Annotated in this window: 24 protein-coding genes, 1 riboswitch and 1 other annotated feature; of the genes, 11 read left to right on the forward strand and 13 right to left on the reverse strand. The window is 36.5% G+C overall.

What is annotated here, in order from left to right; all coding sequences use genetic code 11:
* Positions 1-134: 134 nt before the first annotated feature.
* Complete coding sequence (locus SB773_RS04935; RefSeq protein ID WP_060749659.1) at positions 135-1,724, forward strand: bifunctional metallophosphatase/5'-nucleotidase; 1,590 nt, start codon at positions 135-137, stop codon at positions 1,722-1,724.
* 169 nt (positions 1,725-1,893) lie between these two features.
* Positions 1,894-2,205 (forward strand): ferritin-like domain-containing protein, encoded by a 312-nt coding sequence (locus tag SB773_RS04940; RefSeq protein WP_410588860.1) that lies wholly within the window; start codon positions 1,894-1,896, stop codon positions 2,203-2,205.
* Between the two features lie 49 nt (positions 2,206-2,254).
* On the opposite strand, the gene SB773_RS04945 is transcribed toward SB773_RS04940, so the two are convergent.
* Positions 2,255-2,731 (reverse strand): ribbon-helix-helix domain-containing protein, encoded by a 477-nt coding sequence (locus tag SB773_RS04945; RefSeq protein WP_002014948.1) that lies wholly within the window; start codon positions 2,729-2,731, stop codon positions 2,255-2,257.
* A gap of 131 nt (positions 2,732-2,862) precedes the next feature.
* Here SB773_RS04945 and SB773_RS04950 point away from each other — a divergent pair, with 131 nt between their 5' ends.
* Both SB773_RS04950 and SB773_RS04955 read left to right on the forward strand, forming a co-directional pair.
* Entirely contained in the window at positions 2,863-3,861 is a 999-nt protein-coding gene (locus SB773_RS04950) for an alpha/beta fold hydrolase (RefSeq protein WP_002128974.1), read from the forward strand.
* A 119-nt stretch (positions 3,862-3,980) separates the two neighbouring features.
* Complete coding sequence (locus SB773_RS04955; protein WP_002014950.1) at positions 3,981-5,300, forward strand: Na+/H+ antiporter family protein; 1,320 nt, start codon at positions 3,981-3,983, stop codon at positions 5,298-5,300.
* Between the two features lie 25 nt (positions 5,301-5,325).
* Here SB773_RS04955 and SB773_RS04960 read toward each other — a convergent pair whose 3' ends face one another.
* Positions 5,326-6,252, reverse strand: a complete 927-nt coding sequence (locus SB773_RS04960) for a LacI family DNA-binding transcriptional regulator (RefSeq protein WP_002014951.1) — start codon at positions 6,250-6,252, stop codon at positions 5,326-5,328.
* Positions 6,253-6,366: 114 nt separating this feature from the next.
* Positions 6,367-6,843, reverse strand: a complete 477-nt coding sequence (locus tag SB773_RS04965) for a GNAT family N-acetyltransferase (protein ID WP_289404608.1) — start codon at positions 6,841-6,843, stop codon at positions 6,367-6,369.
* Between the two features lie 82 nt (positions 6,844-6,925).
* Between SB773_RS04965 and SB773_RS04970 the strand changes: the two genes are divergently transcribed.
* Complete coding sequence (locus SB773_RS04970; RefSeq protein WP_044442712.1) at positions 6,926-7,849, forward strand: alpha/beta hydrolase; 924 nt, start codon at positions 6,926-6,928, stop codon at positions 7,847-7,849.
* 10 nt (positions 7,850-7,859) lie between these two features.
* On the opposite strand, the gene SB773_RS04975 is transcribed toward SB773_RS04970, so the two are convergent.
* Positions 7,860-8,105 (reverse strand): DUF2552 family protein, encoded by a 246-nt coding sequence (locus SB773_RS04975; RefSeq protein ID WP_002014992.1) that lies wholly within the window; start codon positions 8,103-8,105, stop codon positions 7,860-7,862.
* A gap of 284 nt (positions 8,106-8,389) precedes the next feature.
* On the opposite strand from SB773_RS04975, the gene SB773_RS04980 reads away from it, so the two are divergent.
* From SB773_RS04980 to ribH, 5 genes are all read left to right on the forward strand, one after another.
* Positions 8,390-8,596: a CDGSH iron-sulfur domain-containing protein gene (locus SB773_RS04980; protein WP_001151582.1), complete on the forward strand. Its 207-nt coding sequence runs from the start codon at positions 8,390-8,392 to the stop codon at positions 8,594-8,596.
* A gap of 190 nt (positions 8,597-8,786) precedes the next feature.
* Positions 8,787-8,930, forward strand: a riboswitch (FMN riboswitch).
* 309 nt (positions 8,931-9,239) lie between these two features.
* Positions 9,240-10,352, forward strand: a complete 1,113-nt coding sequence (ribD, locus tag SB773_RS04985) for a bifunctional diaminohydroxyphosphoribosylaminopyrimidine deaminase/5-amino-6-(5-phosphoribosylamino)uracil reductase RibD (protein ID WP_002138225.1) — start codon at positions 9,240-9,242, stop codon at positions 10,350-10,352.
* Complete coding sequence (gene ribE, locus SB773_RS04990) at positions 10,334-10,978, forward strand: riboflavin synthase (RefSeq protein ID WP_410588865.1); 645 nt, start codon at positions 10,334-10,336, stop codon at positions 10,976-10,978. Before ribD ends, ribE begins: the two co-directional genes overlap by 19 nt.
* A gap of 12 nt (positions 10,979-10,990) precedes the next feature.
* A complete protein-coding gene (gene ribBA / locus SB773_RS04995) occupies positions 10,991-12,184 on the forward strand; it encodes a bifunctional 3,4-dihydroxy-2-butanone 4-phosphate synthase/GTP cyclohydrolase II (protein WP_410588867.1) in 1,194 nt (397 codons plus the stop codon).
* A gap of 18 nt (positions 12,185-12,202) precedes the next feature.
* On the forward strand, positions 12,203-12,664 hold the full coding sequence (gene ribH / locus SB773_RS05000; protein WP_000230892.1) for a 6,7-dimethyl-8-ribityllumazine synthase: 462 nt from the start codon (positions 12,203-12,205) through the stop codon (positions 12,662-12,664).
* 23 nt (positions 12,665-12,687) lie between these two features.
* On the opposite strand, the gene SB773_RS05005 is transcribed toward ribH, so the two are convergent.
* From SB773_RS05005 to SB773_RS05040, 8 genes are all read right to left on the reverse strand, one after another.
* Complete coding sequence (locus SB773_RS05005) at positions 12,688-13,008, reverse strand: hypothetical protein (RefSeq protein ID WP_002088493.1); 321 nt, start codon at positions 13,006-13,008, stop codon at positions 12,688-12,690.
* A 182-nt stretch (positions 13,009-13,190) separates the two neighbouring features.
* Positions 13,191-14,189: a biotin synthase gene (bioB, locus tag SB773_RS05010; RefSeq protein ID WP_002014986.1), complete on the reverse strand. Its 999-nt coding sequence runs from the start codon at positions 14,187-14,189 to the stop codon at positions 13,191-13,193.
* A 1-nt stretch (position 14,190) separates the two neighbouring features.
* The gene (bioC, locus tag SB773_RS05015; protein ID WP_012261666.1) at positions 14,191-15,000 is read right to left on the reverse strand and encodes a malonyl-ACP O-methyltransferase BioC; all 810 of its coding nucleotides are present in this window, start codon (positions 14,998-15,000) and stop codon (positions 14,191-14,193) included.
* Positions 14,966-15,706, reverse strand: coding sequence for an alpha/beta fold hydrolase (locus SB773_RS05020; RefSeq protein WP_105589658.1), 741 nt, complete (start codon positions 15,704-15,706; stop codon positions 14,966-14,968). Before SB773_RS05020 ends, bioC begins: the two co-directional genes overlap by 35 nt.
* Positions 15,703-16,890, reverse strand: coding sequence for an 8-amino-7-oxononanoate synthase (gene bioF / locus SB773_RS05025; RefSeq protein WP_002088498.1), 1,188 nt, complete (start codon positions 16,888-16,890; stop codon positions 15,703-15,705). Before bioF ends, SB773_RS05020 begins: the two co-directional genes overlap by 4 nt.
* A complete protein-coding gene (gene bioD / locus SB773_RS05030; protein WP_002192579.1) occupies positions 16,856-17,584 on the reverse strand; it encodes a dethiobiotin synthase in 729 nt (242 codons plus the stop codon). The genes bioF and bioD overlap by 35 nt, the downstream gene beginning before the upstream one ends.
* Positions 17,584-19,017, reverse strand: a complete 1,434-nt coding sequence (gene bioA, locus SB773_RS05035) for an adenosylmethionine--8-amino-7-oxononanoate transaminase (RefSeq protein WP_105589701.1) — start codon at positions 19,015-19,017, stop codon at positions 17,584-17,586. Before bioA ends, bioD begins: the two co-directional genes overlap by 1 nt.
* A gap of 77 nt (positions 19,018-19,094) precedes the next feature.
* Complete coding sequence (locus SB773_RS05040) at positions 19,095-19,451, reverse strand: hypothetical protein (protein ID WP_002192577.1); 357 nt, start codon at positions 19,449-19,451, stop codon at positions 19,095-19,097.
* Positions 19,452-19,593: 142 nt separating this feature from the next.
* Positions 19,594-19,813: a binding site (T-box leader), on the forward strand.
* A gap of 277 nt (positions 19,814-20,090) precedes the next feature.
* On the opposite strand from SB773_RS05040, the gene nhaC reads away from it, so the two are divergent.
* Positions 20,091-21,464, forward strand: a complete 1,374-nt coding sequence (gene nhaC, locus SB773_RS05045) for a Na+/H+ antiporter NhaC (protein WP_105589660.1) — start codon at positions 20,091-20,093, stop codon at positions 21,462-21,464.
* A 57-nt stretch (positions 21,465-21,521) separates the two neighbouring features.
* Here the strand turns inward: nhaC and cpdB are convergent, their stop codons facing one another.
* Complete coding sequence (cpdB, locus tag SB773_RS05050; RefSeq protein ID WP_410588873.1) at positions 21,522-23,831, reverse strand: bifunctional 2',3'-cyclic-nucleotide 2'-phosphodiesterase/3'-nucleotidase; 2,310 nt, start codon at positions 23,829-23,831, stop codon at positions 21,522-21,524.
* Positions 23,832-23,883 lie beyond the last annotated feature (52 nt).

Raw genomic sequence — 23,883 nt, forward strand, 5'->3', positions numbered from 1 at the left:
CCCTACTCTATTATTTATCTTTTGTAAATATGTTAATTTTTCGAAAAAACTAAATTTTTATATAGATATAATCCTAGTAATCTATTAAAATTATGTCGTATGATGTCAGATTATAAAAAAAGGAGAAATTAATTATGTGGAAAAAAATTATTCCTGCTGTTGCTGTTTTAAGTACTATTACTTTTTCAAGCGTATTCGCCGCTCCTCCATCTCAGACTCCTGCCGAACAAAACCGATACATAGACGTACAAATGCTTGGTATTAATGATTTACATGGTCAACTAGATACTGTAAAAAAAGTTAACAATAAAGAAGCTGGTGGCGCTGATTATTTAGCTACTTATTTAAAAGAACGCAAAAAACAAAACCCTAATACACTTCTCGTACATGCCGGTGATATTGTCGGAGCCAGCCCACCAGTTTCCGCATTATTACAAGACGAACCAACAATTGAATTTTTAAATGACTTAAAGTTTGATGTTGGTACAATTGGAAATCATGAATTTGATGAAGGCATTGATGAAATGCGACGCCTCATTTATGGTGGATATCATGAAAAAACAGGGAATTTCAAAGGAGCAAACTTCCCTTATGTCGCTGCAAACTTCTATAATAAATCAACTGGCCGCTTATTTTTACCACCATTTACTGTAAAAATGGTAGATGGAGTTCCTGTAGGATTCATCGGAGTTGTTACAACGGATACACCGAATGTCGTTATGCCAACTATGCTAAAGAATGTACAAATTACTGATGAAGTAGAAGCTATTAATAAATCTACTCAGCAATTAAAGCGTCTCGGTGTTAAATCTATCGTAGTCCTTGCACACGTTGGAGGTACAACTGATGACACTGGTGTAACAAACGGTGACCTTACTCGCATTGCAAATGAAACAGATCCCGAAGTTGATGTTATTTTCGGCGGACATAGTCATACGTACGTAAATGGTACTGTAAATAATAAACTTATCGTGCAAGCGAACTCTTACGGGATGGCTTTCTCTGATGTAGATGTAACGATTGATAGAAAAACAAAAGATATTGTGAAGAAAAAAGCTGAAGTTATTACAACGTACCATGAAGGTGTAGAGCCTGATAAACAAGTAAAACAAAAGTTAGATCAATATAAAGAAAAAATCGCACCTCTTGTAAATGAAGTAGTCGGAAAATCCACAGCACCTATCGACCGTAAACAAAACGATGCTGGTGAATCTACACTTGGAAATTTAGTTGCGGATGCCCAGCGCCAAACTATGCAAACACAAATCGCTCTTATGAATCCTGGTGGAATTCGTAATGATCTAGACGCTGGAGATATTACATGGGGCGAATTATACGGCATTCAGCCTTTCGGAAACCAATTAATTAAAGTAGATCTAACAGGTCAAGATATTCGTGATATATTAAATCAACAATGGCAAAAAGGAGCAACGAGAATGCTTCAAATTTCAGGTATTCAATACACTTGGGATGCAAATAAACCAAATAACGAAAAGGTTACGAATATCCGTTTAACAAATGGTGAAGAATTAGTTCCCTCTAAAACGTATAGCGTAGTTGCAAATGCTTTCCTAGCTTCTGGCGGTGATGGATTCGTATCCTTTAAAAATGGAAAAAATGCTGAAACTGGTCCAAACGATTTTGAAGCATTAGTCGATTATGTAAAACAAGTGAAAGAACCAATTCAGCCGATTATTGATGGACGTATTCAAAAAAACAATTAAATACTATTCAAACTAGTGCGTGACACTCGAAAGAAGAAGCTCCTTTTATATGCAAGGAGCTTCTTCTTTTAGAGTCATACGTATTGTCATTCTTCTAGTACAGTAAAGGATACGCACATAGCCCCTTGTTTCTTCGTAGTATATAGAAAACTATAATGGGAAGATTTGTATGTATTTCTATCAAACAATGACGATACATTGTATCGACAAACACATTCGTAGTATTAAGAAAGCAATTAATGGAGAATATAGCGCCATTCATTTTTATGCTAGATTAGCTACTTTAGCTCCAGACATAAATGAACGAACTCAAATCCTTGAAATTCGGCAAGATGAGCAACGAACAGTTGATTTTTACTTAGAAATTGCTGACGAAACGACAAATCAACAAGTGAAAGAAACATTTCGGCGCGCAGCAGCTGATGAACAAAATCATGCCGTTTGGTTCCTATATTACTTTTCGAAACAAAACAAAAAATGAAATAAAAGAAAGGATACACGCTCTTATATGGAACATAGTATCCTTTCTTTTATTTCTCTGGATACGTTTCATGATTAACATCATACCGTTGCAAAAATTCCTGTAGTGCTTCTTCTACAATTTTAGACTTTTGAATCCCTTTTGATTCCGATATAACATCTAGTCTTGCTAATACTTCTATATTAATCGAAAAGGTTCGTTTCTTTTTCTCTGTGCTCTTACTTATAATTTGAACACTTACTTCTTCTCTTTTTCTTAGCAATTCATAAATGCTTTGTAATTGTTCATAAATTAGTAATTGATAGTCTGTTTTTGCATATTGAAGGGCAGTAGCTTCTTGGATTTGCAAATGACGTGGCTCTTCGCCATCACCTATAAAGATACGTTTTTTCTGCTCTCCATCATATTCATATCCAATCACCCTTAATTTCTTTGATAATGTATATGGGCTCATTTCAAGCCGTTTCGCTATAATAGCGATTGATTCGCGTCTATTTAAAGAATCAATAATTTCTCCAATCGTCACATTCTCCCTCCTCTCTTAATCGCCTAAACTTGAAATCAAACCAGTATGTTATGATACAATGATTTTCTAGTAGTATATGCAAAAGAAAGAGCCTGTGCGATTCATACCATTTAAGAAAAGGAGGTTTACATATGCTTTTTCGTAGCCACACCCCTCAGTTTTACAACGAAAAGAAGCAACTAATCCCTAACAGTATCGCTACGATAGAAAGCGTTATGATTAATGACCGGAAACAATCTCTCCTTATACGCGGCCAAAACGTGGAACAGCCTATTTTATTATGCTGTCACGGCGGCCCTGGTATGGCACAAATCGGCTTTATTCGCCATTTTCAAAAAGAGTTAGAAAAACACTTTATCGTTATTAATTGGGATCAGCGAGGGGCAGGTAAATCCTTTTTATGGCGGGACATCCAAACAAATCTTACGATTGATCAATTTTTTTCAGATGCAAAAAAGGTTATTCAATATCTTCTCAAACGCTTTAATAAGCAAAAACTATTTCTCGCAGGTCATTCTTGGGGAAGTATTATCGGACTACAAATCGCTAATCAATGTCCCGAATATATAGAAGCATACATCGGCATCGGTCAAATCGTACATATGAAGCAAAATGAAGAATTACTATATCAACATTTAATTAGCTCTGCCAAAAAACATGACCATAAAAAGGCATTAGCTTCTCTTTTAAAATTAGGGAAACCACCCTTTTTAGATACGAGACGCCTCATTATTCAAAGAAAGTGGCTTGGTACATTCGGAGGAGCAATCCAAAATGGATCTTCCTTTTCTTTCATACGAAAAGGCTTCTTTTCTCCTGAATATACGCTATTAGATTGGTTCAAATTTCTCGCAGGAAATTTAAAATCCGGAGTTTTATGGGAAGAGATGCTGACAATCGATTTCTTTTCATCTATTTCAAGTTTATCTATTCCTGTTTATTTTTGTTCTGGTCGCTATGATTATCAAACTCCTTATGCACTCGTTCAACAATATTGCGATATCATTCAAGCTCCTATTAAAAAGATGATTTGGTTTCCAAACTCGGCACATTCTCCAGATTTAGAAGAGCCTGAGTTATTCGCTAAATCTTTACAATCAATTAAACAAGAACTATCTTTTCAGCATTAATAACAAAAGGCGCTTTTACATTTCATAGAAAACATTTTATAATGATATGTCGCAAGTATATGTCACTACAAACACTTGCTTGCCTTAACAGAATAAAAATTAGGGAGATTACATTTATTATGAACGCTGTACTCATCGCAGTAGCAGTCATGCTACTGCTTAGTTTGTTACGTGTCCAAGTCATTGTCGCCATTATCGTTGGAGCTTTAACAGGCGGACTTATCGGCGGACTCGGTATTTCAGAAACAATTAGTACTTTTACAGCCGGTCTTGGGAACAGTGCTCCTATCGCATTAAGCTACGCAATGCTCGGTGGATTTGCTATTTCCCTTTCAAAAACAGGACTTCCTGATGCAATGATCCAATCAGCTTTAAAATGGATCGGCAACGAACAAGACACGAAAAAACAAGTCTATTCTAAAATACTTATATTATTTATCATTTTAACAATGGCTTGTTTCTCACAAAATATTATCCCTGTTCATATCGCCTTCATCCCAATCTTAATTCCAGCACTTTTAAAAGTATTAAATGAGCTGAGGGTGGATCGTAGGCTTGTAACATGTCTTATTACATTTGGGTTAATTACCCCTTACATGTGGGTTCCAGCAGGGTTCGGAAAAATTTATCATGACGTATTGCAAACAAATGCTGCGCAAAGCGGTCTTACATTTGATGTCGCACTTATTCCAAAAGCGATGACTATTCCAGCAATCGGTATGATTATCGGATTATGTGTAGCGGTTTTCATTACATACCGAAAACCACGTACATATGAAACAGAACAAATTCATTCTGCACAGAATGAAATCGTTCCCTATACGAAAAGAAGCATTACTTTGGGTTTATTATCAATACTCGCTACATTAACTGTGCAATTAGCAACAGAATCAATGATTTTTGGTGCTTTAGCAGGTATTATCGTCTTATCAGTTAGCGGTAGCCTCCCTCTTAAAGAAGCCGATGCTATTTTAACGAGTGGAATGCGTATGATGTCCTTTATCGGATTTGTTATGATTTCTGCCGCTGGATTTGGCGCTGTTCTTCGAAAAACTGGACATGTTGAATCTCTTGTGCAAACGAGTGCACATATAATCGGAAATAATAAACCGCTTGCTGCATTTCTTATGCTCATTATTGGACTTCTCGTTACGATGGGAATTGGCTCTTCCTTTTCAACCATCCCAATCTTAACAACAATTTTCGTACCATTATGCGTCCAGCTCGGATTTAGTCCCATGGCTACAATCGCAATTATCGGTACAGCTGGTGCACTTGGTGATGCAGGTTCTCCAGCATCTGATAGTACACTTGGACCAACGTCCGGTTTAAATGCTGATGGTCAGCACCATCATATATGGGATACATGTGTCCCAACATTTCTACACTATAATATACCGTTACTTATATTCGGCTTTATTGCCGCAATTACACTATAAAAGGTGCGTTTTAAAAACGCACCTTTTACTTTGTTGTTTCTCTCTCAATGCACCTAAATTCTGTTTCCACTTCTTCTTGTCGCACTTGTTTCTTCTTTATTTTTCCTATTAACTGTTGAAAAGCTATTTCCCCATTTTCTTCGATATAACTTCCAATCGTCGTTAATGATGGACTTATCCATTCACCCTCTACACTCCCGTTAAATCCAATGATTTGTAACTTACCTGGTATATGAATATTAAGAGTTTTCGCCGCCCTGATTAGCTCAATAGCGACCTTATCACTTGAAGCTACAACCCCATCTATGTATGGATGCTTTTGTAACAATTCAAGAAACTGTTGATTCGTATACCCTTGTACAATTTCCTCTCGATAAGAAAGTCCTTCTTTCCAAGCAGTATCTAGAAATCCTGCCACATGCTCTTCCATTTCTTCACTCTCTACTCCCTCACCGATATAAGCAAGAAACTGGCAGCCTTTCTCTTTTAATAAAGAAACAGCTTTCTGTCCACTTTCATAATAGCTCATAAGAGATTGTCGTTCTTCAAGCACAGCGAAAGGAAGTGAGATTTCTCCTATACTTCGAAAAACAGATTTCGTCATTATAACGCCTGCAATGTTATTTTGTTCCAACATATCTATGTATCTATTCTTATTTTCTATATTACAAACTATTACTTGATACCCTTCTTTGTATGCTATTTCCTCAACGAAACGGAGCAAAGTGATGTATGATGGATTATGCAAATTATCTACAAGTAATGCAATCACCGTTGAAGGCTGTTTAAATAAAGGCTTTGCTGTAGCATTCGGTCTATAATGTAATTCTTCAATTGCTTTTTTTACTTGTTTGACCGTATCTTCATGGACATATCCTTTTTCGTTAATGACTCTTGAAACGGTTGCGACTGAAACACCGGCCAATTTTGCAACATCACGTATAGTTGCCACATCGTCACCCCTTAATATGGTAATAGATTACAATTTTAAATTAAACCAAAATATAACATTCGTCAAGGTTATTGTTTTATATTTCTGAAAATTGTTACACAATTTCCACTCTACTCAGAAAATATACTCCAGCTGAATTTCATGTGAAATCGCGATATTATCATAACCAATAAACGGAATTTCTTTCTTTATTTTTCGTGCTTCCTTTACCGCATCAATATACAAGTTCGTCATCATGAAGTTATGTTTTTGATAAAAACGAAGTGCGTTCATATTATCATTCGTCGTAATAAGCCACACCTTTTTACATTCGTTCTCTTTTGCCACTCGCAATACACCATCCACCAGTTTTGTACCAATCCCCTTCCCTTCCTCAAAACTATTTAACGATACAATTTCACACATGTTTTCTATCACTTTATATGTTATAATTCCCACTATTCTGTTATTTCTAAGTGCAATAAAACCAGGTAATTCTTCTAATTGATGTACTCTGCCTCGCGAGACCATCATTGAGCTTCCCCAGTTTTCACACATAAAATCCTGAATTGCTTCTTTCATTTCTGGTGTGATTTTTTGTATATGAACCATACACGATTTCTCCCCTTTTCACATCATTGTGATACAATGTTAGTGTATCACATGTAGAGGTATTTGGAGGATGAGGTAAAGTATGAAACGTTTTTTTACAGCATTGTTTACTATACTAGGTGCACTAACTGCGATTGGGATTTTCTTTACAAATAAAGTTATGTACTTGAAGAAAAAAACAGAGGAAGAAGTTTTAGAACGCGAAACGAAAAAGCATTTTCATTTGGACGATTTTAAGGCTATTCAAAAAGAAGAGGTTCACATCCCTTCTCAATTCGGATACGAACTTCACGGATATTACATGCCAGCTGGTCATTCCAATAAATTTATGATTTTTTGCCACGGTGTGACTGTAAATAAAATGAATTCCGTTAAATATGCAAACTTATTTTTAAATAGAGGATATAACGTATTTATTTATGATCATCGCCGTCATGGTAAAACCGGTGGTAAAACAACAAGTTATGGCTATTATGAAAAACATGATTTAAAGTCAGTAGTTGACTGGCTAAAAGATCGTTTCGGAACGAATATTACACTCGGAATTCATGGTGAATCTATGGGTGCTGCAACTATTCTTCAATATGCAGGACTTGTAGAAGATGGTGCTGATTTTTATATTGCTGATTGTCCTTTCTCTGATTTTTATGGACAGTTACAACATCGTTTGAAAGTTGAGTTTCATTTGCCAAAATGGCCTTTATTACCTTTAGCAAATGCCTTTTTAAAAGTTCGTGATGGCTATACAATTCGTGAAGTTTCACCAATTGATTGTATAAAAAATATTAACAATCCGGTTCTCTTTATTCATAGTAAAGATGATGACTATATTTTATCTGATATGACGAAATCACTTTATGAAGCGAAAGAAAATAATAAACAGCTTTATATTGCAGAACATGGTGCACACGCTTGCTCTTATAATGAAAATAAAGAAGAGTACGAAGATGCCATCGATCAATTTTTAAACACATATGTAAAAGAAACAAAAAACAGGCTTGCATAAGCCTGTTTTTTTACTGCGCTAAAACGTCTGTAACTTGTTCCATATTTTCAGAAATCCACTTTACTGCCTCGTCTAGCGTTGGGAATTCCGTCGTTTGAAAAGTTACCTCATCTTGAAGTAACCAAACATCTTTCGGTTCTTGTCCTACACCTGCGATTGACCAATGAAGTAAACTATATGGATGATTATCATTCAAAAATGATGCCCATGTGCGCTCATTTGCAATATTTTGTAGTGTGTGTAATTTTTTATCCATCTTTCGTCACCTTACTCTAGTCAGTTATAAAAACTATTATAACACTCTCTTCTCTTTCAAACAAAGTGCTCTTTTTATCCCGCATTAACGGGCAGTAAGACTCCCACCTCAAAATTCAGCTTAGGCAAAGAAGTAAGGTGGGAGATTAACTGCCCGTAAACGCCCGATTGGTGCGGGCTGATAATCAGTGGGGATGCCCCCACTGATTAAAGTTTCACTTTATATTGTCAAGTACTCTCCCTAATTATATGATGAGAGTAAGCGTTTGGAAAGGAGGGATAACGTTGGCAAAAGTACAAATTAAAGTGAATGATAATGGCTCTTTTCGCGTTACAGGGGACGTGGAATTAGTTGACTCACAAGGGAATGTATTCCCAGCAAAACCAGCATTTTCTTTATGTCGTTGTGGTTTATCAAAAAACATGCCTTATTGCGATGCTTCGCATAAAGGCAAATTCGAGTCTGTTGTTAGAGCACCAGAGGCAGAATAAATATTTAAAGAGCATGCACATTTATTTGTGTATGTTTTTTCTTTTGATCAAAGCCTATACAGCCCTTCCCCTTTCAACATTTCTATTACTTTCGTCCCCATTCAAATCGGCATATATTTTCAAACAATTCTTCACATTCGAACATTTTTTACTATGCTTTTTTCTTTTTTGTGCTATAATGTGAGCAAACAACATCCTTCGGGGTCGGGTGAAATTCCCAACCGGCGGTGATGAAGCGATAGCTTCTAAGTCCGTGACCCGTTTTCAACGCGAAAACGGTGGATCTAGTGAAACTCTAGGGCCGACAGTATAGTCTGGATGGGAGAAGGATATGTTTTCTAGTAATTTTATATAGCGAATACACTTTTATTTCAGTATGCATATTTTTAAAGTTTCATTTTGAATCTTTATATATGTTTTATTTTGTATACTTATGTTTCTATACTGAAATAAAAAGATACGACTAGCGTTGAAAGAATTTGATATTTTGCTAGGTTTTTTCCTTATGCCAAAATATCAGTCATCGTTAGGTTTCTTTCCTATACTTTCGTATTCGAACTATATTTCTAGAAATCACGTCTCCCAAACCCCAAGGATATAAAATCCTTGGGGTTTTTTGATTTTTTCAGGAGAGGTGAAAAGAATGACAGATCAAGAATATATGAGGATTGCCTTGCAGTTAGCACAAGGAACATCGGGACAAACAAGCCCAAATCCTATGGTTGGTGCCGTTGTTGTTAAAGATGGAAAAATTGTTGGAATGGGTGCCCACATGCGTGCTGGTGAAGAACATGCTGAAGTTCATGCTCTTCACATGGCTGGTGAAAGAGCAAAAGACGCTACCGTTTATGTAACACTTGAACCGTGTAGCCATTTTGGAAAAACACCCCCTTGCTGTGAATTACTCATTGAAAAAGGAGTTCAGCGTGTTGTAATTGCTACTCTTGATTGCAATCCACTCGTTTCCGGCAATGGAAAAAGAATATTAGAAGAAGCTGGAATTAAGGTGACTACTGGTGTTCTTGAGGCGGAAGCCACTTTATTAAATCGATACTTTTTTCACTATATGAAAACGAAACGTCCCTTTGTAACAATAAAAACAGCAATGAGCTTAGATGGAAAAACAGCAACTGTAACCGGTGAAAGTAAGTGGATTACAGGCGAAGAAGCACGCGCTGACGTTCACCAATATCGTCATATACATGATGCTATTCTAGTCGGTGTGAATACAGTTCTAACTGATAATCCACACTTAACAACACGAATTCCAAACGGAGGTAAGCATCCTATACGCGTTATTTTAGATACCCACTTACGAACGCCGCCATCTTCTCATGTCATAACAGATGGCTTAACTCCGACATGGATTATTGTCGGTAAGGATGTAAACAAAGAGAAAATAGCGTCTTATGAATCTAACAATATAGCTGTATTCCAAATGAAAACACAGCAAATTGAAATACAAGATGTCCTATCCCTACTCGGTGAGAAACAAATTCTTTCTCTGTTCGTTGAAGGTGGTCAAACGGTGCATGCAAACTTCTTAAAAACAAATAGTTTTAATGAAATCGTGACCTATATAAGCTCGAAATTAATTGGTGGAAAAGATGCACCCACCTTATTTGGCGGAGCTGGTTTTTCGAAGTTACAAGATGCACTTTCCTTAACAATTCAAGAGATGAAACAAATCGGTAATGATATAAAAATTGTTGCAACCTTAAAAAGCGAGGTGACGGAATGTTTACAGGAATCGTAGAAGAGTTAGGAACGATATCAAGCGTGACTCAAAGTGGTGAAGCAATGAAGCTAACTATTAGCGCAAAGCAAATTTTATCGGATGTCAAATTAGGTGATAGTATCGCAGTTAACGGCATTTGCTTAACAGTAACTACTTTTACGACTACTTCATTCACTGTCGACGCAATGCCTGAAACAATGAAAGCAACATCACTTCGTATGCTAAAGCCAAGTGCCAAAGTGAATTTAGAACGGGCGATGGCTGCAAACGGACGATTCGGTGGACATTTCGTCACCGGACATATCGATGGCATCGGTACGATTTTAACTAAAAAACAACATTACAATGCCATCTATTACAAAATAGCAATTTCTGATGAATTACTACGCTATTGTTTGCATAAAGGATCCGTTGCTGTTGATGGCACTAGCTTAACAATATTTGATATAGACGAATCTTCAATTACAATTTCACTCATCCCCCACACAGTAAGCGAGTCTATAATCGGAGAAAAAAAAGCCGGGGACATCGTAAACATTGAGTGTGACATGATTGGAAAATATATTGAACGCTTTATCTCAAAGCCCGCAAAAAGAACTGGTTCAATGACCGAAAGCTTTTTACAAGAAAACGGATTTCTATAAGGAGGAAGCACAATGTTTCATCGTATTGAAGAAGCTCTAGAAGATTTAAAACAAGGAAAAGTTGTTATCGTATGTGATGATGAAAACCGAGAAAATGAAGGCGATTTTATTGCTTTAGCAGAGTACATTACATCAGAAACGATTAATTTTATGATTACACACGGTCGTGGTCTCGTTTGTGTACCCATTACGGAGGAGTACGCAGAACGTCTACAGTTAGAACCAATGGTATCTCATAATACAGATTCACATCACACTGCGTTTACAGTGAGCATTGATCATGTTTCTACAACAACAGGGATTAGTGCTCATGAACGTGCAACTACGATACAAGAATTGTTAAACCCTGCATCAAAAGGCGCTGATTTCAATCGCCCTGGACATATCTTTCCATTAATTGCGAAAGAAGGCGGTGTACTGCGCCGTGCTGGTCATACAGAAGCCGCTGTCGATTTAGCCAAACTTTGCGGAGCAGAACCAGCTGGAGTCATTTGCGAAATTATAAATGAGGACGGTACGATGGCACGTGTACCTGATTTACTAGAGTGCGCAAAACAATTTGATATAAAAATGATTACAATAGAAGATTTAATTGCTTATCGCCGCCATCACGAAACACTTGTGACGAGAGAAGTGGAAATTACATTACCTACAGATTTCGGTACTTTCCATGCAATTGGCTATTCTAACTCATTAGATATGAAAGAACATATCGCGCTCGTAAAAGGTGATATTTCAACAGGCGAACCTGTACTTGTACGCGTTCATTCAGAATGCTTAACAGGAGATGTATTTGGTTCGTGCCGCTGTGATTGCGGACCACAGCTACATGCTGCACTTGCTCAAATTGAGCGTGAAGGAAAAGGTGTTCTTCTCTATATGAGACAAGAAGGACGAGGCATTGGCCTTCTGAATAAGCTTCGCGCTTATAAGTTACAAGAAGAAGGGTTAGATACTGTAGAAGCAAATGAAAAACTTGGGTTCTCAGCTGATCTTCGTGATTACGGTATTGGCGCTCAAATTTTAAAAGATTTAGGCTTACAAAGTTTACGATTATTAACGAATAATCCACGAAAAATTGCTGGCTTACAAGGTTACGATTTAGAAGTAACCGAGCGTGTACCGTTACAAATGCCAACAAAAGAAGAAAATAAAACGTATTTACAAACGAAAGCAAGCAAATTAGGACATTTACTAAACTTATAATTAAGGGAGAGATACATTATGGTATTCGAAGGTCATTTAGTTGGTACAGGATTAAAAGTTGGGGTTGTTGTTGGACGTTTTAATGAGTTTATTACAAGTAAGTTACTTGGCGGAGCTTTAGATGGATTAAAGCGTCACGGTGTAGAAGAGAATGATATTGATGTTGCATGGGTTCCTGGTGCATTTGAAATTCCTTTAATCGCTAAAAAGATGGCCAATAGCGGAAAATATGATGCTGTTATTACATTAGGTACAGTAATTCGCGGTGCTACAACACATTACGATTACGTTTGTAATGAAGTAGCAAAAGGTGTTGCGTCTTTATCACTACAAACGGACATTCCAGTTATTTTCGGTGTATTAACGACAGAAACAATTGAACAAGCGATTGAACGTGCAGGTACAAAAGCTGGTAATAAAGGATATGAATCGGCAGTTGCTGCGATCGAAATGGCTCATTTATCAAAACAATGGGCTTAAAAAAGAGGCTACGGCCTCTTTTTTTATTTTCTCACCTTTTTTCGTACATCTTCTATTAATTCATCCATCGTTTTTCCTTCTGTTTTTATACGAAGAGCTTGTGCTGTTCTCCACACATTTTCTCTCTTTTCCGCTTCTTCTATAATAGAAATTTCCTTCCTCACTTCTTTTAAATCTTTTCCTTCTGTTTCAAGCCCAAAATGTTCAGCTTTCGTTCGAAAATGCTGTTCAATTCTTTGTTGCATTTCTTTTTGTTCAGGATTTTCAGCCGCCTTAACTGGATCAGCACTTATCGCTTTTATTAAAATCAGACAGGTCATAATAGTTAATATGTATTTGTACATGTAAAATCCTCCAACCCGATATAAATTACATTTTTACTATGTACAATTAGGGCTTGGAAAATTCGTCCACAAAATTATTTTTCTCGTCCAAAAGTGACTACTATCAAGCGTTAATGGACTTTTATTACATTTTATTTACAAAAAAAAAGCAACCCCTTTAAAGAGTTTGCTTTTCATCTATCTTATAGCGCACATTCTTCAATCTCAAATCCTAAATCTTCAATCATACCCCAGTCCGCAGTCGGCTCTTGTCCAGCTGTTGTTAAATAGTCCCCGACAAAGATAGAGTTTGCTGCAAATAAACCAAGTGGCTGTACAGAACGTAAATTAAGTTCTCGACCACCTGAAATACGAATTTCTTTTGTTGGATTTACAAAACGCATCATCGCCAACACTTTTAAACATTCTACAGGTGTTAATTCTTTTTGTCCTTCAAGCGGAGTACCCTTTACAGCAACAAGGAAATTACATGGAATAGAATCCGCATCTAAACGTTGTAATTCAAATGCAATTTCAGCGCGCTGTTCAATCGTTTCTCCCATTCCGAAAATTGCTCCAGAGCATGGAGAAATACCGGCTTGCTTCGCTTTTTGGACTGTATCAACACGATCGTCATACGTATGCGTTGAACAAATGCTATCATAATTGTTGGCATGCGTATTTAAATTGTGATTATAACGATGCACACCAGCTTCTGCTAACTGACCTGCTTGATCTTCATTTAAAAATCCTAAACAACAGCAAATTTTTAAATCTGTCGTTTCACGAATTTCCTTAACTGCTCCAATAACGTGATTTACTTCTTTATTCGTCGGACGACGACCAGATGCAACAATACAATATGTACCTGCTTTACGACGAATTGCTTCGTGCGCTCCTTCAACAATTTTCTCTTGTGTTAACCATGCATACTTATCAATCGGTGCTTCTGAAATAATAGACTGTGAACAATACCCGCAATCTTCAGGACATAATCCAGATTTCGTATTTATAATCATGTTCAACTTTACTTTCTTACCAAAATGATGATGGCGAATGATGTAAGCTGCATTCATAATTTCTAAAACCTCTGTATCATCAGCTTCTAATATTGCAATTGCATCTTCTTTCGTAATCATTTTCTCTTCTACTACGTCGTATGCAAGTTTTTTCCAATCCCTTTTTGTTTGTACTTGTTTCATTTCATCTCTTCCCCTCTTTTGTTATATACGTAAATAAAGCATGATATGTTGCCATTATCCCTTCTTTTCCCGTGAAGTCTCTTTCGTATATACGAAGCATCGTACGAAAGAGTGAAGGGCTTTGACAGTAAGACTCTTCATTACTATTGGTTGCCCCTACTTTTCGAATAGAATGTAGAAACTCCCTAACTTCTGTAAAGCTTTCTATGTAACACGTTTCAGAAACATGTACATTTCCTAATGGATTTTTGCATATATTCACTAACTGTTCTTTCGAAACGAATCGTTGTCCTATTGAAGTACAATTGTGTATCCCCTTTTCTTTCTTAGCACGCTGAAAAGACGTATGCAATTCTTGAAAAGTCGTATTACCAAACGTGGAAAATAATAATATTCCTTCTTCAGACAAATAGTTAAATAAATTTTTCACTGTCTCTTTTAAATCATTAAGCCATTGAAATGTAGCATTTGAAATGATGACATCATATGGATTTTCTAATTTTAATTGTTCAATATCTTCACATCGAAACATCACATTTCCCAAACTTTTTCTAGTTTTCGCGACTGCAATCATCTCATCAGCAAAATCCACAGCTGTAATATGAGCTTTCGGAAATAAATTTGATAATTGCTCTGTTACATATCCTGTCCCGCATCCAAGTTCTAAAATACGTATCGATGATGTTTCACTATATCGTTCCTTCAATGTAGAAAGTAACGAATGCGCCATCTTTTTTTGTACATTTGCATATTGATCGTAGGATACAGCCGCCCCGTTAAACCGTTTTTGCAGTAACGTTTTGTTGATCATGTCGTACCCCCTCTACAAATTGAATAATTTCATTTGCGCAATATTCAAAATTCGTTACACATAATGCATGCCCAGCACCGCTTACTACTTTTAGATTGGCATTCGTATTATTCGCCATACTATGGGCTGCAGACAATGGACATATTACATCCTGCTCTCCATGAAGGAGTAACAGCGGGGCTTTCATATCTATTACTTCATTTCTCATATCTGTTTCTATTAAATAATCTAAGCCTAATTGTAAAGACTGAATCGAGTCTCCTTTAAACTTCTTCGCTATCTCTTCAAAACTCGTATTCTCCCTCAGCTCACTTTTTGTAAACATATTTTCATAGAAACGCTTCAAAGTATCTTCTTTTTTTCTCGTTAAATTCTTTTTCATACGTTCTACATGCAAGGAATTCCATCCACTTGTATAGTCACTTGTATTGGTAAATTTAGCGGTACCACCAATTAGTACCATACCTTGGGTCTTAATCTTTTTATAAGCTTGTATTGCCGCTAACGCTCCTAGTGACCATCCAACTAAAATTACATTTTCATCCTGCGCTACATCTATTATTCGCCCCGTAAATTCACTTTGTTCTTTCACGTTACGCCAATCTATACATTGAACAGAATATCCTTTAAAATACGGCAGAACCAAAGTCCAAACACCTTCTTCCATTCCCCATCCTGGAATAAAAATAAGCTTTAGCTCTTTCATACTAAAAACCCCTCTTCTTTGCCAATGCGTATAATATGCTGAATAGCCCATTTTAAATCGGCTATTGTATGTTGTGACGTAACTGCAAAACGGACTCGAGAACTACCAACTGGAACAGTCGGCGGACGAATTGCAATGGCTGCGATACCTACCTCTTGTAACCTTTCACTAAACCGTAAAGTATTTTCATTTGACCCAACTACAATCGGTACAATATGAGTTGAGCTATTCCCAATATCAAAACCAGCTTCTTGTAAATGCGTCCTGAAATATGCACCATTCTCTATAAGTCGCTCTCTTCTTTCGTTATCTTCTTTCACAATTTCAATTGCTTTTCGGATCGCCCCTAATGTTCCTGGTGGTAAAGCTGTAGTAAAAATCAAGCTTCTCATCATATTTTGTAAATACTCTATATAAATGGAATCACCCGTTAAATACGCACCATAACACCCTAAAGCCTTACTAAACGTCCCCATATGTATATCAATTTTTTGAGCAATATCTTTTTCTACATGAGATAATCCTGCTCCACCGATTCCATATATTCCACTTGCATGTGCTTCATCAACTATAATGATCGCCCCGTATTTCTCTTTCAGCTGAACTAAGCCTCTCAAATATGCAATATCTCCATCCATACTAAAAATCGTATCTGTTACGATTAATTTTCTCTTTTCTGGTGACGCTATTTGCAACATCTTTTCTAAATGATCCAAATCATTATGACGATATCTTTTATGCTCTGCTCCGCTTAATATAATTCCATCAACAATACTTGCGTGATTTAATTTATCACTAAAAACCATATCGTGACGACAGGCTAAAGCAGATATAGCACCTACATTTGCTATATACCCGCTATTTACGATTAATGCTCTTTCAGTACCTTTCCAATCACATATACTTCTCTCAACCTCTTCATACAGTGGATAATTTCCTACAACGAGACGAGATGCTGTCGCTCCAGTTCCATATTTTCTCGTGCAGGCAATAGCAGCTTCTTTCAACCTTTCATCTCCAGCTAACCCTAAATAATTATTTGATGCTAAATTTAGCATCCTTTTCTCATTTCGAATAAGCCAGGTCTCTTCCGCTTTCTCTGTTACATGTAAATTACGATACTGCCCTTGCTCCTTTAATTGTTCTACTTTAGATTGAAGATGCGTGCGCCACATTTGATTCATTTTGGATGAGCTCCTCTAATTTTGAAATCATAATATGTTCTTTTACCGATTCCAATAATTCTCCCCTTGTAAACTCACCTTCAAGGAATGGTAATAAACCTAAAACAGGTACTCCACTTAACTCCTCAATCATTTCTTTGTTTTCTTGCACTCTTTCTTTTTCACATTCTTTACAACCAGACAAAATTACACCCGCTACTGTTAAACCGTGTGCCTTTGCATAAGAAATTGTTAAGACAGTATGATTAACTGTCCCTAGTGTCGGACGCGCTACTACAATAAGAGGGAGCTCTAATTCTTTTGCAAAATCAATCACTAAAGCGTCTTCTGTATATGGGACGGCAAGCCCACCAGCTCCTTCTACCAATAGGCTATTAAACTCTTTTAGTAGTTCATTATAGTGAGCAGTAATTTCTTTTAACATTACCGTCCTTCCAGCTCTTTTCATAGCAAGTCTCGGAGCAAGTGGTTCTTCAATGGAATAAGGACAAATTTCGTCTTCTTTTGTCGGTACACCCGATAATGCTTTTAATCTTGCTGCATCACCCTCAGGATTTGATGCAACATGTCCACTTTGCAACGGTTTATATACACCAACATTATGTCCACGCTCTCGAAATATACCTGCCAATGCTCCTGTCACTACCGTTTTGCCAACTTCTGTATCCGTTGCTGCTATAAAGAAACCACTCATTACTCTCCCTCCGTAACATCCGAGATTGCTTTATATAAAATGCGTAACATCTCATCAATCTCAGCCACCGTAGATGCAAGAGGAGGCATAAATACAATCGTATTACCGAGTGGTCGCAATATCATGCCCAGCTCTCTTGAACGTTTACATACTTGAACGCCGACTCTTTCTGTCCATTCAAACGATTCTTTCATTTCCTTATTCTTCACAAGTTCAATACCAACCATTAGCCCACACTGACGAATATCTCCTACGTGCTTATATTCATTAAGAGCTTCTAATTGTGCCTCTACATATTCTGCTTTATGCGCAACATCTTCTATTAAATTAGTTTTTTCATATAGTTCTAAATTTGCAATTGCTACGGCACACCCTAACGGATTCCCTGTATAACTATGACCATGGAAAAACGTTTTTTGTTCTTCATAGCCTCCTAAAAAGGCATTATAAATTTCATCTGTCGTTACCGTAATTGCCACCGGTAAATAACCACCTGTTAAACCTTTTCCGGCTGTTAAAATGTCTGGCGTCACATCCTCGTGTTCACATGCAAACATTTTCCCGGTACGCCCAAATCCAGTCGCTACCTCGTCTGTAATAAATAATACATTGTATTTTGTACATAAATCGCGAAGCCCTTTTAAGTATCCTTTTGGCATTGTAATCATCCCACCAGCACCTTGCATTAATGGCTCCACAATAATAGCTGCTACTTCTTCATGTTTTTCTTGTAGCATTTCTTCCATTTCTTCTAAATGTTTCTTTACAATTTGTTCCTTATTATCTCCATAAGGAGAACGATATGTATATGGATACGGCATTTTAATTGCCTCAAATAATAGTGAACTATACACTTGGTGAAACAAGTCTATTGCTCCTACTGAAACAGCACCTATCGTATCACCGTGATATGCTTCTTTTAATGTAACAAATCTTTGTTTTTTCGGTTTTCCTTTATGCTGCCAATATTGAAAGGCCATCTTAATTGCAATTTCAACGGCGCTAGAACCAGAGTCTGAATAGAATACTTTCTTCAAACCTTCTGGTACAACTTCAATTATTTTTTCTGCTAATAAAATAGATGGAACGTTAGCAAGTCCTAGCATAGTAGAATGAGCAATTTTATTTAATTGCTCACGAATTGCCTCATCTAGTTCCGGTACTTGATGCCCATGAACATTTAACCAAATAGACGAAACACCGTCCCAATATTCATTTCCATTTACATCGTATAGCTTTCTTCCCTCTCCACGTTCAATAATGACAGGATCTTCTTCTAAATAATCTTTCATTTGTGTAAATGGGTGCCATACGTAATCTTTATTCTTCTTCGATAATTCTTCATATGTATAAGACGATTTTTCACTCGTGTTACTATTAACAGCCACAATTGTCACCCCTAATGTTAACTTATTTATAAATATAGTTAACATTAAAAACAAATGACTGTCAATTATTTTTAAATCAATCAGTTCTCAAAAAAGAACAACTTATCATACGATAAGTTGTTCTACTTTCCATGTTGTATCTTTCCAATTTCTAAAATAATCTCTTCATCTTTTTTTCCTTCTGTATCAATTCCAAGTTGCTTAGCATGCTCAATTAACAAATCATGGCGCTGCTCAAATCTAGCGTTATCTACTTCTTTTGTAACCTCTTCTTTTGTTTTCCCCTCAGTAGAAACTCCTAGTTTCGTAGCTGCTTTTTCCATCGATTTCTTCTCTTCAGTTTCTTTCACTTTCTTCACTTCTGACTGCTGTATTTGCTTTTGTTTCGACTGCTCTGATTCAGCTGCAAAAGCTGTGTAAATTCCAGCACTTCCGCCAACGACTAGTAAGGTGGTAAAAAGAATTATTTTTTTCTTCACTCTTTCCTCCCCTTTCAAATTCATTATAACGCACATTTTTACAGTATGAAAAACATTTCTCCTTTATTTCCCTAAAAAAATATCGAATGTTTTTATTGACATGTATGATGAATATATGATAAAAATTTAACTAACATCATATGAATCGGCGTTGATAGGATTTAGTAGTATTTCGTTTTCTGATTTCAGAGAGCTGGTGGTCGGTGCGAACCAGTACAGAGCGATTTATGAATTACCCCCTGGAGCTTCTTTTACGAAACGTGAGGAGTAGTGAAAGACGGTTTAGACCGTTATGTCTAAAGAGTGGTGAAATGAAACTGTTTCACAATTTAGGGTGGTACCGCGAATTTTTCGTCCCTGCATATATTGCAGGGGCGTTTTTATTTTATGAGCGCATATCATATGACCCTTTATTTTGTGATACATTCCTTTCACAAGCTAGGGTGGTACCGCGATTTCTTCGTCCCTGCATAATTATATGCAGGGGCGTTTTTTTATCCAATCATTTCCGTATCATATTGAGATGTTGACAATTACCGGTAATTTGTCACAAAATTCTAAATTTTAGAAGGAAATATACAATATTGGCGAATTTTATATAAAAAAGAGCTATTTTAAATTACTTAGGAGGGAAAAACAATGGTTTCAAAAATTGAATCTGTTCTTTTAACATTATTTATCTTTTTCTGTATTGGCTTTAGTGTTATCAAATTAGAAGTTTCACCACACATCCCAATTTTATTTGGTATCGTTCTTTTATTAGCATTTGGATTTATGAAAAAAATCTCTTGGTCTACTATGGAAAAAGGAATGATAAGTAGTGTTTCAGCTGGTATTCCATCTATTTTTATTTTCTTACTTGTAGGCGTATTAATTAGTGTTTGGATCGCAGCTGGAACAATTCCAACTTTAATGGTATACGGATTCCAACTTGTATCTCCTAAAATTTTCGTTCCTACTGTTTTTGTTGTTTGTGCAATTGTTGGAACGAGTATCGGTAGTGCATTTACAACTGCAGCAACAGTAGGGCTTGCCTTTATGGGAATGGGTAGTGCTCTCGGATACGATCCAGCTCTGATTGCTGGTGCAATTATTTCTGGTGCATTCTTTGGAGATAAAATGTCTCCTTTATCTGATACAACAAACTTAGCTCCTGCTGTAACGGGTGTAGATTTATTTGAGCATATTCGCAACATGCTTTGGACAACAGTTCCTGCTTTCATTATTGCTTTTATCGCATTTTTAATTTTAGGAAGCGGCACTAGTGGAGACGTTGACTTCACAAACTTTATTAGCACGTTAGAAAAAAACACAACGATTTCTATCGTTACACTTATTCCAATTTTATTACTGTTCCTATTCGCATTTAAAAAAGTTCCAGCAGTTCCAACATTGCTTGCAGGAATTGTGGTAGGAATTATTATTCTCTTTATTTTTAAACCTAGCACTTCTTTAGCTGATTTAATGAAAATTATGCAAGATGGTTACGTTTCTAAAACTGGTATAAAAGATATTGATAGCTTATTATCTCGCGGTGGTTTACAAAGTATGATGATGTCAATCGCTCTTATTTTCCTAGCTCTTTGTATGGGAGGATTATTACAAGGAATGGGTATTATAGCACAGCTGATGAATATCATCTCTAGCTTTGTAAAAACTAGTACACGCTTAATTATTTCTACCGCTTCCACTGCAATTGGTGTAAACTTCTTACTCGGCGAGCAATACCTATCAATCGTTTTAACAGGACAAGCATTCGCTAACAAATACGATGAAGTCGGTTTAGAACGTCGTAATTTATCACGAGTACTAGAAGATGCTGGTACAGTAATTAATCCGCTCGTACCATGGGGTGTAAGTGGCGTATTCTTAACAAACGTCCTTAGCGTTCCAACAATCGATTATGTTCCATACGCAATCTTCTGTTTAGCTTGTCCAGTCGTAACTATTATCGTTGGATTTACTGGATTCGGTCTTTCTTGGAAAAAAGAAAAAGCAGTACCAGTTTCATAATATACACATAAAAAAGGATTACCATAATTGGTAATCCTTTTTTTGTACAATACTTTACTATCTATTTGCTTTCTTTCTTCTAAATAACATAAGTAAACCTGCTCCTACAAACGCAAGTCCTGCTCCAATTGTAGAAGTGACGCTTGTACCTGTTTTCGGTAAATCACGTTCATCTTTTTCAGCTTCTTTATTTTCACTTACAGTTGTTGTTGTTTCTTTTGTATTTTGATCATCTTTTGTAGTTTGTCCAGATCCAGCATTGTTTCCATCTTGTTTTGGTTCATTACCATTATTACCTTCTTCTGTTGGTGGTGTCGTTGGATTTTCTCCATTACCTCCATTATTACCATCACCTGTTGGTGGTGTCGTTGGAGTCTCTCCACCAGTTTCCTTATCATCATTCTTCTTCGTTATATCAATTGCATATTTAGCAAATTCATTTTCAGATGGTCCAACGTATGAGATTTTTCCATCTTTTTTTATATACTTTTGTGCATTTGGTGAAGAATCGAATGTTGTATTTAATTTATCTGCAACAATCGGTTTAAACGTCCAATTTTTATCTGCTGCTGGATCAATAATTGGTGTTTCTTGCATATATTTCACAATGATTTGACGTGTTTCATCTTGTGATTGGTATACAACTTCCCCTTTACTTACACCTGGGAACGTTTGGCTACTTCCACGATAGTTATTTGTAGCGACGATGAACTCTTGATTATCAGCTACTGGCTTCCCTTCATACGTCATATTTATAATACGATTCGTATTTGCATTTACAACTTTTCCATCTTTATCGTATTTCGCCGGTTGTGTTACATCAATTTCGTATTTTAAGCCATCTAAAATATCAAAGTTATATGTAGGATAGCCTATATTTACTAACGGCTGTTCTTCTGTTTTCTTTGAATCAATTTGATTAAACTGACCTGCAGACATTTCAAGCCATTCTTTCACTTGTGCCCCATTTACTTTTACAGCATATAACGTATTTGGATATACATATAAATCTGCCACGTTTTTAATTGCTAACGTTCCAGCTGGAATATCCGTATAATATGTAGCACCGTTTCGGCCACCCGCTTTAAATGGTGCTCCTGCAGATAATACTGGAATTCCTTTATATTTACTATATTGTCCGTTTTCAGCGAATAGCTTTTCTACATACCATTTTTGTGCATTTGTCACAAGTTGTACAGAAGGATCATCTTGTACTAATGAGAAATAACTATTAATTGGCGCTGTCGTTTTTCCTACAGCTGTATTCACATAATCAATTGTCGCTTGATGATCATCTTTAATTTCATTAACTAATCTTTGATCGGATTGTACTAATGGATTCCCTTTACTATCAGCAATCGGACGAAGTTGCGGCTTCGATTGCTCTTTTTGTATTTCCCATTCTCCGTTTACCTTTTTCAATTGCATATCAATAATACCTAGGTTACTTCCAAAGACACCAGGCATTACAACTGGAACACCATTAAATACATCCTTCATTTCAGTATGTGAATGTCCCATTAATACTGCATCTACACCAGGAACTTCTGTTAAATAATACGACGCGTTTTCCATGCCAACGTTGTATCCACTCTTATCAACACCGGAATGCGCTAGTGCAACGATAACATCTGCACCTTCTGCTTTCATTTTTGGCACCATTTTCTTCGCTGTTTCAACTATATCTTTTGCTTTCACTTTTCCTTCTAAATTCGCTTTATCCCAGTTCATAACTTGAGGTGGAACAAATCCCATTACGCCAATTTTCACTTTTTGTTTTTGACCTGATTCATCTTCTACTTCTTTTTCAAAAACATGATATGGTTTAAAGTAGTTTTGGTCGTTCTCTTCATTATTATCTTTATCATCCTTATAGACGTTCGAGTTAATAACCGGGAACTCTGTTTTACTAATTACTTTGTTTAAATAGTCTAAACCGTAGTTAAATTCATGATTCCCAAGAGAGATGACGTCATACTTCATTAAATTCATTACACGATATAATGGATGTGTATAACTAGGATCCACAGGCTTCTTCGGATCATTTATTTTATTCGCTACATAATCTCCAAGCGGTGTCCCTTGTAATGCATCCCCATCATCAAATAAGACAGAGTTCTTCGCTTCTTCACGTGCTTTATTAACAAGTGTTGCAGTTTGCACGAGACCTACTTTATTATCTGTTTTCGTTTGATAATAATCGTAATTCATTAAGTTAACGTGAATATCTGATGTTTCTAAAATTCGTAAGTTAACTGTACTCTCCCCAGCTTTTTCCTCTGCATGAGCTGTTGTCGGCAACACTTGCGGTGCTATAACGCCAATAGCAAGTGTTGCTCCAGCTAGCATTTTTTTTGACTTTTTCACAAAAAATCCCCCTTATACAATTACCCCAAAATAATGAAGTGAATCTCTATCA

This window comes from Bacillus sp. SIMBA_074 (assembly GCF_046534555.1).
Classification (GTDB): domain Bacteria; phylum Bacillota; class Bacilli; order Bacillales; family Bacillaceae_G; genus Bacillus_A; species Bacillus_A mycoides.